Annotated in this window: 9 protein-coding genes and 1 pseudogene; 3 read left to right on the plus strand and 7 right to left on the minus strand. The window is 46.1% G+C overall.

What is annotated here, in order from left to right; genetic code table 11:
• Positions 1 to 41 precede the first annotated feature (41 nt).
• The 3 genes from ACKPCE_RS13085 to ACKPCE_RS13095 are packed head-to-tail and all read right to left on the minus strand — an operon-like array spanning position 42 to position 6,249.
• Complete coding sequence (locus ACKPCE_RS13085) at positions 42 to 1,184, minus strand: hypothetical protein (RefSeq protein ID WP_319505512.1); 1,143 nt, start codon at positions 1,182 to 1,184, stop codon at positions 42 to 44.
• Between the two features lie 31 nt (positions 1,185 to 1,215).
• Positions 1,216 to 2,991 (minus strand): RagB/SusD family nutrient uptake outer membrane protein, encoded by a 1,776-nt coding sequence (locus tag ACKPCE_RS13090; protein ID WP_319505513.1) that lies wholly within the window; start codon positions 2,989 to 2,991, stop codon positions 1,216 to 1,218.
• 30 nt (positions 2,992 to 3,021) lie between these two features.
• Complete coding sequence (locus ACKPCE_RS13095; protein ID WP_319505514.1) at positions 3,022 to 6,249, minus strand: SusC/RagA family TonB-linked outer membrane protein; 3,228 nt, start codon at positions 6,247 to 6,249, stop codon at positions 3,022 to 3,024.
• A gap of 892 nt (positions 6,250 to 7,141) precedes the next feature.
• On the opposite strand from ACKPCE_RS13095, the pseudogene ACKPCE_RS13100 reads away from it, so the two are divergent.
• The 3 genes and pseudogenes from ACKPCE_RS13100 to ACKPCE_RS13110 all read left to right on the plus strand — a co-directional run.
• Positions 7,142 to 8,134: pseudogene (locus tag ACKPCE_RS13100) on the plus strand (reverse transcriptase domain-containing protein); the annotation flags it as partial.
• A 30-nt stretch (positions 8,135 to 8,164) separates the two neighbouring features.
• A complete protein-coding gene (locus tag ACKPCE_RS13105) occupies positions 8,165 to 8,665 on the plus strand; it encodes a group II intron maturase-specific domain-containing protein (protein ID WP_319505973.1) in 501 nt (166 codons plus the stop codon).
• A gap of 140 nt (positions 8,666 to 8,805) precedes the next feature.
• Complete coding sequence (locus tag ACKPCE_RS13110; RefSeq protein ID WP_319505515.1) at positions 8,806 to 10,524, plus strand: SusR-related protein; 1,719 nt, start codon at positions 8,806 to 8,808, stop codon at positions 10,522 to 10,524.
• Positions 10,525 to 10,533: 9 nt separating this feature from the next.
• On the opposite strand, the gene ACKPCE_RS13115 is transcribed toward ACKPCE_RS13110, so the two are convergent.
• The 4 genes from ACKPCE_RS13115 to ACKPCE_RS13130 all read right to left on the minus strand — a co-directional run bounded on the left by ACKPCE_RS13115 (position 10,534) and on the right by ACKPCE_RS13130 (position 13,292).
• The gene (locus tag ACKPCE_RS13115) at positions 10,534 to 10,668 is read right to left on the minus strand and encodes a hypothetical protein (RefSeq protein ID WP_258978368.1); all 135 of its coding nucleotides are present in this window, start codon (positions 10,666 to 10,668) and stop codon (positions 10,534 to 10,536) included.
• A 104-nt stretch (positions 10,669 to 10,772) separates the two neighbouring features.
• Entirely contained in the window at positions 10,773 to 11,327 is a 555-nt protein-coding gene (locus ACKPCE_RS13120) for a porin family protein (protein WP_258978370.1), read from the minus strand.
• A 207-nt stretch (positions 11,328 to 11,534) separates the two neighbouring features.
• Positions 11,535 to 12,809 (minus strand): TolC family protein, encoded by a 1,275-nt coding sequence (locus ACKPCE_RS13125; RefSeq protein WP_319505516.1) that lies wholly within the window; start codon positions 12,807 to 12,809, stop codon positions 11,535 to 11,537.
• A gap of 147 nt (positions 12,810 to 12,956) precedes the next feature.
• Entirely contained in the window at positions 12,957 to 13,292 is a 336-nt protein-coding gene (locus ACKPCE_RS13130; protein WP_319505517.1) for a hypothetical protein, read from the minus strand.
• Between the last annotated feature and the right edge of the window lie 151 nt (positions 13,293 to 13,443).

The following is a 13,443-nucleotide window of genomic DNA, read 5'->3' on the forward strand; positions in this document are numbered from 1 at the left end:
GGCAAGGAGTGTCAAGGCATGAAACCAAGTTGGGACTATCATCACTCTGTTGGTTTTGGCTTGAAGCACCAGAAGGTACAGGATGCATAGTCATAAATGGATCCTCCGGCTTCGGATAATGCAGCTAGTACCAGATTATTGGCATCGCATTTTACGATATAGAAATCCGTAGGTTGGTACGATACCGCCTGTGTATTCCCATCGAAAGCCCATCCAAAGAGGATAGAGCCATTTACATGGAGCTTGCCTACAGACCAGCTAGGTACTGTGTCATCGAAGTCATACGAGAAGGTGCCGGTGCGACCTGTAGGAGCTACAGAGAAGTTTCCGTCGATATTGAGTATCATGCTTCCCGTCTCTTCACCAGCCATACCAATGTAAGAGGCAATCATGGACATCGTGGGCGTATCGAAGACAAACCAATCGGGATAAGTGCTGGTATTGTAACCGCCAAGTCCATAGAAATTATTATCCTGCCAGGTCCATGTCTTCTCGCCATCCTCACCCACTAGGTCGAGCACTATCTGCGGGAGGTTGAAATCCCTGACAATGACTGTACCCAGTTCTTTTGTTACCTGCTCTCCGTTGGCAAGGGTAAAAGTAGCTGAAAGGGGAAACTCACCAGCACACGTCAGTCGCATCTGAGCCACATTCTTGTCTGAAGTGACACCGCCACAGCTCCACACGGTTAATACGGGGTTGCCGTTCTTCACGGTAACGAGATCCTCTTCGTTGGAGAACTCGATTTTTTCCATGTCGATAGTCGTTCCAAAGTAGGTGGGAGCTCCCTCCTGACCGATGCACAGTCGGTTGGCTATATCGGTCGGAATCGTTGAGATGGTATCTACCTTTACGGTAAACGAGGTCTCAGTAAATGTCTGTCCGTTGCTATTCAGTCCGCGGAAGTTAACGGTATGCTGCCCAATGAAAGATACCGAAAGCTCGGCATACGCCTTGCGTGCGACAGACTCGCCCACACTCCACTCAGAGAGTATCGGAGAATTGTTTTCTACAACGATGATGTTACCATTTTTGCCATCTACAAACTTGGGAGCCACACTGAGCTGGAGCCCATCAGCGGAAATGGTGCTATCGTCTATGGTATATGTATCGGTGATAGGGTCGCAAGATACGAATGCTCCCATCACAGCGATTATACTGATGTATTTATAAAAGTTTTTCATGATGATGTTTTTAATAATTTTGAACTACAAGTTACTTGTCAAAATTCCAAGTGGTGTAACGTGCGTCCGGAGTGTCCCAGCCGGGATTCTGCATGAGCACACCGTCAGACAACTGAATTTGCGCGGACGGAATGGGCCAGAATCCGCCGGTAGCCTGATAACGTGCGGCATACTTGCCATCGCGCATCACGGTACTTACGCCCAGATTCTTCAGCGTGGTGTTGTTCTGTTCGCTGAGTGCAGTCTCGGCAATGTGCCAGCGACGAATGTCTTGGAAGCGCTGTCCCTCGAAGGCAAGCTCGTGGCGACGCTCCTGCTGCAATGCCTCCAGCGAATAGCCGATAGCCGGCAGGCCGGCACGGGCGCGCACCCGGTTCATGTTGTCGGCATTGCCGGTTAATTCACTGTGCATAAGCAGCACGTCAGCAAAGCGGATGATGTAAAGGTCTTCAAACATGGCTCCCCAACGGGGCTGAATGTAAGCATCGGTCATACCTGTATATTCTGGATAAGCTACCCAAAAGAGTGAGTTAGCCCAAGAACCCACCTTGTCGTATGCTTTCTTGGAAAGAATGGGCTGTAGCTTCTTGTTCCACAGACCGGTCTCTTCCCACTGCCCGCGCACCTCACCACTTTCATAATTGGCCATATCGAATTCATCTTTGTCTACGATCACAGATGCCCTGCGACGGATATCATTAGGCTCGGCTGCTTCCCAGGAGTCCCAGAGACTGATAGGAACCGTTCCAAGGGAGTTTGTGTTGCCAAAGGGGAAAGCAGCCCCATTGTCGCTCTTGCTCATGATGCCGAAGAAACTCAGGTAGAGATTGCAGTAGCCGCCCTGATTCTCGTAGGAATAACCGGCAAAGTTGCCAAACTTCACGGCAAATACCGCCTCGGCATTACCGTTGCCTGCCCACCGGAGGGGCTGGCCATCTACCCCTGTTATACCGGCCGTATATGCGTAGTCGTCTACCGTATATTCGTTGGTGTATGCCCATAGGTTGCGGAAATCGCCCACCAACTGGTGTCCGGAGTTAGCGATGCAGTCTTCCAGCCAGGTTACCACCTGTTGCTTGGTTATGCTGCCGCCATCAGCCGTGGGCATAGCCTCTTTCTGGTAGTAGCCGGTATAGAAGAGGAAGCAGCGAGCCATCAGCGCCTGGGCTGCCCACTTAGTGGTGTGTCCGGACTCTATTTCGTGATACTTCTTATCGCTCATAAGGCTGATAGCTTGCTGCAAATCGGTAGCTATCTGCGCCCACACCATGTCGGCGGTAGCGCGGGGCGCGTTGGTCTCCTGCGTTGTACTGAGTATCAGGGGTACGCCGCCAAACAGTTCGGCCAGTTCGTAGTACTGGAAGGCACGCATGAAATGGGCTTCGCCCTTGCGCTGGCTGAAGAGTCCGGCATCGGGCACGTTGTCGGCAGCTTCCATCAGGTTAAGACCCTCCAGACAGGTATTGGCGGCATAGATGCCCTTATAGTGAATATCCCAGCAGAAGTCAAACTGTGAATCACTCCTATACATCAGATGGTCGAGTTCCGCATCTTTACTTCCGGTAAACATATCGTCGCTGGCATAGAGGTTGGTGAGCAAATAGGAGGATTCGGGCTTTGCCGCCTGATGATTCAGGTTGGCGTACATAGATGTCACGAGCATTTCCACATCATCCATCGATGTGGGGAAATTCTGCGTGTTGGACTGTGTATAGTTCTTGGAGTCAAGCAGATCCTCGCACGAGCAGAGCGTCATCGCGGCTAGTGCGACTACCCCTATATATTTCGTTACTTTCTTTGTTTTCATTGTTTTCTTTAATTTAGAGTTAACAGTGTCTTAGAACTTCAGATTGGCGCCAATCAGCCAGGTGCGTGCAGCCGGATAAGATCCCATATCTATGCCGCTCACCCACGAAGTGGCGTTTTCTCCATAACGGTCGGTACCACCGAAACCTACCTCCGGATCCATTCCTTTATAGCTGGTGAAAGTGAAGAGATTCTGTACACTTACATAGAGGCGCAGTTGCGACAGTGGGCAATTCTTCCAGAGGCGCTTGAAGTCATATCCCAAAGTCATGTTCTGAATGCGGAGATAGTCGCCGTTCTCTATGTCAATATCAGTCACATGGTCTACAATCATAGCACTGTTGCCCAGACGCGGGTAGCGGTTGGATGTACCTTCGCCATGCCAGCGGCCAAATGCCTCGATGGTGTGCTCGCGCGTGCCATAGTAGAGCTGTTGCCCAAAGGCACCGGAAGTGGTGACAGAGAAGTCGAAGTCCTTCCACCCGAGATTGATTGAGAAACCCAGGTGCCAGTCGGGGTGCGGATTACCAATCATGGTTTTGTCTTTTTCGTCGATAACTCCATCGCGGTGGCGATCCACATAAATCAGGTCGCCGGGTTGCGGGTTGGCCTGTGCCACACCATTGCCTGCTGCTTTCCAATCATCAATCTGCTTTTGGTTTTGAAAAACACCGGCTGTCTGGTAGCCCCAGAAGTAACCGATGGGATAGCCAACCTGTGCCCGGTAGAACTCGGCGGCGTTGACGGAAGCAATAGCTCCTTTATTGCCGTGGATGACGCCCTCTGAGTTGGCAATACGGGTGACTTCATTCTCGTTATACGAGGCATTTAGGCTCAATCCGTATGTAAAGTCCTTACCCACACGGTCGTTCCAGGCGAGGGAGAGTTCCACGCCCTTGTTGCTCACATCGCCACCATTGATGTAGGGAGCCTGGGTACCTACTGTAGAGAGTACCGGAGCCTGTACGAGCCAGTCCTTGGTCTTCTTGTTGTACCAGTCGGCACTTACCCGCAAGCGGTTGCCCAAGAATACGGCATCAATACCCAAGTCGATTTGTTCTGACTTCTCCCACGTCACATTTTCATTGGCCTGCGTGGTGGCATAGGCACCGGTAGTAGGGAGCTTCCCCGCCCCAATGTGTGTCTGACCAAACTGGTAGCCATGCGAGAGGTCGAAGGCTATAGGCGACACATACTGAAAGTTGGGTATCGACTGATTACCATTCTGTCCCCAACTGGCACGCAATTTAAGGAAGTCGAGCCAGCCACGGGTGCTTTCCATAAAATTCTCCTCGCTGATAAGCCATCCGGCCGATGCAGAGGGGAAGATGCCCCAGCGATGTCCACGGGCAAAGTTACTCGAACCATCGGTACGCATAATCAGCGTAGCCATGTATTTATCTTTGTAGTTGTAGTTGATACGACCAAAGAAGGAGGCCAGCGCCCATTCATCAAACGGATAGCCCTCGATGTCGGTGGCGGCATTTCCGATGGTATTGGATATCCAAGCATGATCCATATCGGGTTTCATCGTGGGCAGTTGCTGCCCCTCCGCCACGCTGTTGATTATAGAAAGGTTTTCGCCCGGTATGGTCTTCTCAAACGACTGGCCTACCAGTACATCAAAGAGGTGACCCTTCCATTTGGGAAGAATGTAAGATATTGTATTCTCCTGCGAGATGCTATGCCCCAATGCTGAACTCTGGCTCACAATATATGAGGCACTTCCCTCGTTTGAAGAAGCCTGATAGGGGGTGGTAAGTGAACGACTGGAACTGTTGGTCATACGGTAGCTGAACGAACTACGCCACTTGAGATTCTTAATGGGTTCTACCTCCAGATAGGCAGTAGCGTTGAGACCGTATGTACGGTTCTTGTTTAGCCCGTGCGCCTTCTGCATCAGCAGAACAGGATTGCCCTGTTTATCGTCATACACCCAGCCCGTTTGCTGCATGTTGTGGTAATCGAACAGTTCTCCTTCGGCATTGTACATAGGCAACAGCGGAGTAGTCTTTATGGAATTGTAGACATCGTTATAAAGAGTAGATGTCTGTGCTATCGTGCTCTGGTTTGAGTAGTAGAACAGCAAATTCTCACCAATCTTGATGATGTCCCGATCGCCCCCCTTGAGGAGCACATGATCGGAGTTGACACGAGCGGTATAGCGCGTATAGTTGGGCACAGTACCCTTGCCTATAATACCGTCTTGGGAGGTAAAGCTGAAACCGGCTGAGAACTTGCTCATCTCGTTACCACCTGTCAGATTGATGGAATGGTTCTGCATCGCTGCATTCTCGTTGCGCATCTCGTCAAGCCAGTTAGTACCTTGCCAACCGTTCTGAAGCATATTCCAAGTGTATTCGCCCAATTGTGTCTGCCAGTTCAGCGCCGGAACACCGTTATTGAAGTTGGTTTCATCAGTAATTGCCATGAATTGCTGCGCATTGAGCGTGTTGGGCATCTTATATACATTCTGCCAACCGTAATACATGTCGTAACTGAACTGCATCTTGCCCTTCTTCCCCTGTTTGGTCGTAACCAGAATAACACCATTAGCAGCACGCGAACCATAAATAGCAGCCGAAGCAGCATCTTTGAGCACATCGATAGACTCGATATCTGCCGGGTTGAGTGTATTGATATCGCTACCGGCCACACCGTCAATCACATACAACGGTGCAGAGTCGCCCACGGTACCGATACCGCGAATATTCACCTTGAAACCTTCGCCGGGCAAACCATTGTTAGCCGTAATGTTGATACCGGGCGTCTGGTTCTGTAAGGCACCCAGTGCATTGGTGGTATTGAGTTTTGCCACATCATCACCCTTCACCTGTACAGTGGCGCCGGTAACGAGTTTCTTTTTCTGTACACCGTAGCCCACTACCACCACTTCTTCCAGTTGCCGGTAGTCTTCTTCCAACGTAATCCGGAGATGAGTGACATCTGTTACCACTATCACGCGGGTCTTATAGCCTACGTAGGAGATTTCGAGTTTGGCTCCCCGGTTGACCGTTAGCGTGAAATTACCGTCAATATCGGTAATCACACCGTTGGTTGTACCTTGTTCTATCACACTGGCACCGACAATGGTACCCATTGCATCGGATACATTACCTGTCACCTTTACCATCTGTTGCTGCATATTCAGCACATCAGGACTCTGAACTGCATAGACATGAGAGGTTGCTCCCAGTATCATGACAGACAATAATCCTGCAAATAGCATAGACTTGTTAAAACTAAATTTACGATCCATTGTTTTTTTCTGTTTTTGTAAGTATTAGTATAAGTATAACGTTACCTTAATATTATTAAATTTATTGTATTTTCCTCTAATGAATTCTGCTGCTAAATTACGGTATTAATTTATATGGTCTAACTGCGGGTAACCGGTAACGGTAGATTTTAATTTAGCGTATTTATTTCATAATCAATAAGTTACACTTTTCATTGAGCAATAAAAAGTAGATTTTATAGACACTTTGATGAGGCTAATTTTCCTATCCGAATGAAAAAATGTGGTGAATTTCACGTCACAACATGATGAAGAGTGTTATGTTTCCAAATATCTTAGTATCTTTAGGGCAAAATGTGCGACAGCTTGTCGCACAAGTAATTGTTCAGCATCATGTCTGAACCTATTGTTCCGTCAATAGTAGCCTAAAGAAGCGTGCGTGACTGGTAACGGTCGGGTACGAAGCCCTCTTGATAACGACGTTCCATCCTAAACATCCTAGGTGAAGAATGGCAAGGCTGACCGATATGAGTAACGCAGGTGAACCGCTGCACCATCGTAATAAAGAAATGGCTCACAGATGTTAACGAGCCATGCCAAAAGGCAAGCAGCCAGGATAGCACGCTATTTTGCCGTGCTACACGGATGCCGCACTGCCGGTGGATGGGCGGACTCTAAGTCGGTCGTGAGTTACTTGTGCGGAACTTGGTAAGCCCGTATTTCTCCCATCAACTAACCGTAGATGGGTAAGCCAATCGTAAGAGCGGACGAATGGAGTGCGGGTAAAGGATTGTGGAGAAAGCGAATGCCATGATGTAATGTCGTGGATAGGAGTTTGAACGTCACCCCACGCGAAAGCGGGCAGACTTCCACAGGGTAATTCTTTGTGAAACGAATGGTAGAACTTAAAAGAATGAAGAAACAGCAAAGGAGCGAGGCGCAAGCCGAGTGTGCATCTTCAGCCAATAGCGGCACATCATGGAAGGGAATCGACTTCACACGATGTGAACGCAAGGTAAGGAAGCTACAAGTCCAAATAGCAAAGGCTCAGAAAAAAGGAAGATATAACAAGGTGAAAGCCTTGCAGCATCTTCTTGTCACCTCCTTTGAAGCCAAGGCATTGGCGGTGAGGAAAGTGACAACCAATAAAGGAAAACGTACGGCAGGGGTCGACCATACATTATGGGATACCAATGCCAAGAAGATAAACGCAGTGTGTTCTTTGAAACGGAGAGGGTACAGTGCCCTCCCACTGAAAAGGGTCAACATACCGAAGAAGAACGGGAAGATGAGACCGCTCGGGATTCCTACCATGAAAGACAGAGCCATGCAGGCTCTTTATTTGATGGCATTAGACCCCGTTACGGAGGCAACGGCTGATGCCAACTCCTATGGCTTTAGAAAGTATAGAAGTACGGCTGATGCTATTGATGCCCTACACAGATGGTTAAGCAGGGATTGATCTGCCCAATGGATATTGGAGGGAGACATCAAGGGATGCTTCGACCACATCAGCCACGAATGGCTTTTGGATAACGTACGAATCGACAAGCTCATCTTGGAGAAATGGTTGAAAAGTGGTGTTGTGTTCAACAAGCTGTTACAGCCTACGGTGGAGGATACTCCGCAAGGCGGCATCATCTCACCCACACTCGCCAACGCTACGCTTGATGGCATGGAAAGAATGCTGAAAGCGAAGTACAAGGGGAGCTATATCGATGGTAGACTTTACTATCCCAAAGTGAATTGCGTTCGTTATGCCGATGACTTTATCGTCACGGCAGACAAACGGGAAACACTCGAAGAGATAAAGCGCATGTTGATTGGGTTTCTTGGGGAGCGTGGGCTCACACTGTCCGAAGAAAAGACACGGATAACACACATCAGCGAAGGTTTTGACTTTTTAGGATTCAATGTTCGGAAGTACAACGGTACATTGTTAATCAAACCATCCTATAAAAGCCAAAAACGGTTCACTGAAAAACTGCATGAGGTCGTGCTCGGAAAGAACAAGACGGTAGCGCAGCAAAAGCTGATAGAAGACCTTAACCCCGTATTACGGGGATGGGGCAACTACTACAGCGGTGTGGTATCGGAAACTACGTTTAGCAAGATAGACCATATATTAACCTATCAGTTAAAGCGTTGGTCTTATCGCAGGCATACGAACAAGTCGAGAAGATGGATAAAGGACAAATACTTTATCAAGGTCGGCAATCGGGATTGGATTTTTGGCTTTAGGTACAAAGATTGCGAGAAAGAAACTATCTTTGCACTTAGGAGGCTGGCAGACATACCGATTAGGCGACATGTAAAAGTGAAGTGTGAAGCCAATCCATACGACCCCACTTGGGATGCCTACTTCTTGAAGCGGAAGCAGAAAAGCAGCCGCACACGTACGTCCCGAAAGGGAACTTTATCGGAAAGCGTCTCCTGAAAAGGAGCGGATGAGCCGATTTAGTTTTATGAGAACTAAATTTTGAATTATCGGAGCTGTATGCGGTGAAAGTCGCACGCACAGTTCTTAATGGGGAAAGCGGCGGAAACGCAGCCGACCTACATAACTAAAATATAAGTATGAGAACAGTTGCCATAACCTTTCTGTTACTTTTCCTATGCAGTTTACAAGGTAAAGCAGCACTCTATTATAGTGATAAGGCTGCAAACCTGCTGAATGTGCTGGATTCGCTGATAGAGAATTACCATCAAATCATTGAGCAGCGCCAATCGGCTATCAATCAAATAGCTAATAAACCTATGCCCAATACGCTACAGGCACGCTATGAACTCAACAAACGTTTGTTTCAGGAATATCAATATTTCAATATTGATTCGGCACTTATATACGTCAATGACAATATTGTCATTGCCCAACAGACTGGTGATGACAACATGATGAACCTATGTCGTATACAAAAGTCATATATTTATGCCATTATTGGACAACTGTATGAATCCGTCGAAGAGATACAACAAATAGACCACGACAAACTAACAGGAGGTATGCTTATAGAATATTTGGGACAGATGTCTCTGCTCTACTCCCGATTTGCCGAATATACAGACAGTGGTAGCGATAAGCGAGAATATTATTACGAGAGAGAACACTTTTATGTAGATTCTACCATGAATGTATTACCTCATGATAATCCCTATTACATTCTATATAAAGGATTAAAAGATTTGCGTACCGGAAATTATTCCGGTTCCATCGTTGCACTAAAAGTTTATTTGGAAACATCAAAGACAATTAACATTACCAACAGCAAATTGCTATATGTGCTATCCACACTATATCGGGACAACAATCAACCGGATCTGAGGCTGGAGTGTTTGGCAGAAGCCGCCATCATGGATGTAACACTGGCCAACAACGATAACACTACATTGCATGACCTGGCTACGCTGCTCAATGAAAAAGGTGATAATGAGCGTGCTTACAAATACATCTCTTTATGTCTGGAAATGGCCAATATCATGAACAATCGGGTCCGTATGGTTTCTTGTCTCTCTACATTTGATGCCATACAGAAGACAAATCTGCAAATTAAGAAAACCCAAAACAGAAAGTTAAGCTGGTCGCTGTCGATTATCGGATTCGTTTCTTGTCTGCTCACCCTTACTCTGATTTATACTTACAGAATATTGAAACAACGTAGTCGACAACGAGAAGAGTTGAAGAATCTGAATGGACTGCTTTCTGCTTCAAATACAGAGTTGGAATCAGCCAATGAACAGTTGAAGATCAAGCTGCATGAAATCACCGTACTTCACCAGCAGATTACAGAGACCAACAACCTGCTGAAAGAAGCCAATGAAAAACTCTATGACCAGAATATCATCAAAGAGGAATATATAGGATTTGTGCTCACCCTCTGCTCTGACTACATCAGCAAGCTTGACCAATACCGAAAGAACGTCAACAATAAGGTGAAAGCTCAGCAGTATAAAGACTTGCTGAAATTTACGGATTCTCCCATCCTGATAGAATCTGAATTAAAGGATTTTTATCAGACTTTCGATGCCATCTTCTTACACGTCTATCCTTCTTTCGTGAGCGACTTCAACTCTTTACTTCAACCCGAACAACGTATCACCCCCAAGGAAGAGGGGCGTCTGAACACGGAATTGCGTATCTTCGCACTGATGCACCTCGGCGTTACGGATTCCAGCAAAATTGCAGATTTTTTTCACTGGTCTACCCAGACAGTCTATAACAAACGGTTGCACACCCGTCAGAAGGCTATTGACCATGAAACCTTCAATGAGCAGGTGCGTAGACTGGGAAAATCATAATAATTTTTCTCACAGAATCACAACAGCCCTACGGTGCGGAGATAACATCAACTTACGAATTTCTGTATAATTTTGGCGACATTCCAGTATGATTTCTAAAGCTCGTTCTTTGAACGCTTGGTTATATCGAATTGACTTTCCCATGACTTTGATTTTTTTAATTTGCACCGACGGCAGGATTCGAACCTGCAACCTTCCCGATTTGATATCGAGGCGCTCTGACCATTGAGCTACGCCGGATTTGTTGGTTAGAAGCGGTATCCTATGCCCAAACTAACTGTCTCGTTCAGCACGGTGGCATTCTTTTTTCCTGTATTCAATGCGTCTATGAATCCGATTTTATACCCCGCATTGATTTGTAAGCCAAAATTGAACTCATAGCCAAACATGACGCCTGCTCCAACATCCAAGCGTTGCATAGCCGATTTTTGACCGCTATACTCTTTGTAGAGTTTGCCATCGTCCATGTTTTTGGCTTTGTAGCGGGCATCAAAACCAAACCCAACATAAGAGCCTATGCCAATGTAACCCTTCCCGTTGCCCAATTTCATTTGTCCGATAGCATACACCGGAATTTCGGTGCCAAAGTATTGGTAATCGACTTTTGTCTTAGTAGCTTTTTCTTTCATTTCGGAATTTTTGAAATTGAATAGCAATTCGGGTTGAACGGCAAAGTGTTCTCCGATATTGATTTTGGCAAACCCGATGAAGCTGGCTCCAAAACCTAATTTGCTTTTCATCCCATCCATATCGGACAAGATAAAATTGGACATATTGGCTTCCGCTTTTACTCCGAAGTCCACTTTTTATGCATACGTTTGCGTTGCTCCTAATCCAATCACTAACGCTAATGACAACATTACTTTTTGTTTTTAAATTGTTATTAATAAATTGTTTAAAAATGTACGTTATTAACAATTCATTTTATGCCGGCGACAGGATTCGAACCTGTAATTTTCCCGAATTTGAAATCGGGACGCCCTAACCGTTGAGCTACGCCGGATTTGATGTCACTGTGCGGTAGCTTGTTTGTATCTGCTCAATTTCATTTGATAGCCCGTGGTGGCTTCGGTATATTGGTCACGGGCCTGCTGCAAGGCACTTTGGGCATCCAACAAGTCGGTGAGTAATCCTGTTCCGACTTTGTAATAATCATCGTTGAGCCGTACATTTTCCAAAGCCGAAGCAATTGTTTTTTCAGCCAAAATAATTTGGACATAGGCTTCTTCCAGATCGTTCCAAAGTTGTTGCATTTGTATAAGCAGCAATTCCGCTGCATCGCGTTTGTCATTTTCGGCCATAAGAACCTGTAATTTTTGTCGCTTGATGGCGTGTGAGCCTCCCCACCAGCCGGAAATGGGTATGGAGACGGTAGCAAAAACCATCCCGAAATTACTTTTCATAGCCGCCGGCGAACCTTTGTCGAAATTCATATAGCTCCATCCTACATTGGCGGCTATGGTAGGAAGGTTTTTGCCAATCTCCATTCGCACCTGCAAGCGGTTCGCTTCTATATTCTTATCCAGCAGTTGATATTCGGCACGTTGCGACAGAACAGACAGGTGGTCAACGCGAACAGTGTACGGTGAAACACCGGGCTCTCCTAAGCTATGGTTGATTTCAAATCCGTGGGCAGGAATGCCTATATATTGCCCCAACAGCATTTTAGCCAACCTTAAGCCGTTCTCCAGTTTCAACCGGGTGCTTTCCAGTTCGTTCTGCTTGAGTTCCACTTTCAACAGGTCATTCCGATTGACCATCCCAGTTTCGTATGAGTTGTTCACGTTGCCGTAAATGCTTGCAAGCAGAGTATCGGCTTCAGCGACGGTTTTCATTTTTTCTTCCAGCACCACTACCTGCCAATAGTATTGTTCGGTGGTGAGCAGTACCTCGTCATCCGACATAATCTTTTGCAGTTGTCCGACTTGCGACTGGACTCTGGCCAGTTTATTCCCGGTAACAATCTGCCCTCCAGCATATATGGTTTGCGAAGCCGATACCATACCCAACATCCCTTTCTCCAACATTCCCATTCCGCCAAGTTCCATCATCGGTTCGGTCGAATAAAAGCCTATCCCGGTAGCACTCACCGAAGGAAAATATTGGGTAAACGCTTCCTTTTTAGCTTGCCCGGCCGCTTCTAACGAGAGTTGCGCATTTTGAACTTTGACATTGTTTTCCAAAGCCAGTTGCTTGCATCTTTCCAATGTGTAATTTTCTTGCGCCTGTGCCGAAACGCATATCAAGCAAGCGATTGATGCTATAATTAAATTTTTCCGTATCATATTTATGCGTATTAATTTTTTGAACTGGTGTTTTCACACAGAACAGCAAGGCGTAAAATATTGGCAGTAAGATCAGCGTGATGATAGTACCTACGGTAAGGCCGGCAAGAACCACCAAAGCAAGGCTCGAATACATGGGGTCGGTAATCAGGGGCAGCATACCCAATATGGTTGTTGCCGACACCATGACAACAGGATTTGTGCGGTACTGAAATAGAGATTAGGGACTATTGTGTCAATACCGTCTTGTTCAGAATACATCAGTACATTCAATCTTGGTTCCTTATAACCGAAGTCACATTCTAATCTGATTTTCTTGTATTCCGGGTGAGGATCAATTGTGTTATAGAGTTTATTTATTAAGTCTAGCTGAAAATATCTTTCAACAAAATTATTCAGATAATCCTGCAATTTCATTCTTTCATCATCAACTATTAGTTTATTCTTTTCCTCCTTTTCAATTTGATCTTTAATTTCTTTCAACTTATTTTTTATTTTTCATTCTCATTATATTGTTTCCCTAGCGAAAAAAGGTTGATGTAACTATTTATGAGATTTGTATTCTCTTCGAGTTTTTGCTTATTTTTCAATACTCTCTTCTGACAATCATAATATAAAGATATAATTTCTTTAG

It is taken from the genome of Bacteroides graminisolvens, assembly GCF_963666085.1.
Lineage (GTDB): Bacteria > Bacteroidota > Bacteroidia > Bacteroidales > Bacteroidaceae > Bacteroides > Bacteroides graminisolvens.

Bases quoted from the DNA above. Each gene is read 5' to 3' on its own strand.
- ACKPCE_RS13085 (WP_319505512.1), bottom strand. From the start codon at position 1,184: ATGAAAAACTTTTATAAATACATCAGTATAATCGCTGTGATGGGAGCA.
- ACKPCE_RS13095 (WP_319505514.1), bottom strand. From the start codon at position 6,249: ATGGATCGTAAATTTAGTTTTAACAAGTCTATGCTATTTGCAGGATTA.
- ACKPCE_RS13110 (WP_319505515.1), top strand. From the start codon at position 8,806: ATGAGAACAGTTGCCATAACCTTTCTGTTACTTTTCCTATGCAGTTTA.
- ACKPCE_RS13115 (WP_258978368.1), bottom strand. From the start codon at position 10,668: ATGGGAAAGTCAATTCGATATAACCAAGCGTTCAAAGAACGAGCTTTA.
- ACKPCE_RS13090 (WP_319505513.1), bottom strand. From the start codon at position 2,991: ATGAAAACAAAGAAAGTAACGAAATATATAGGGGTAGTCGCACTAGCC.
- ACKPCE_RS13125 (WP_319505516.1), bottom strand. From the start codon at position 12,809: ATGATACGGAAAAATTTAATTATAGCATCAATCGCTTGCTTGATATGC.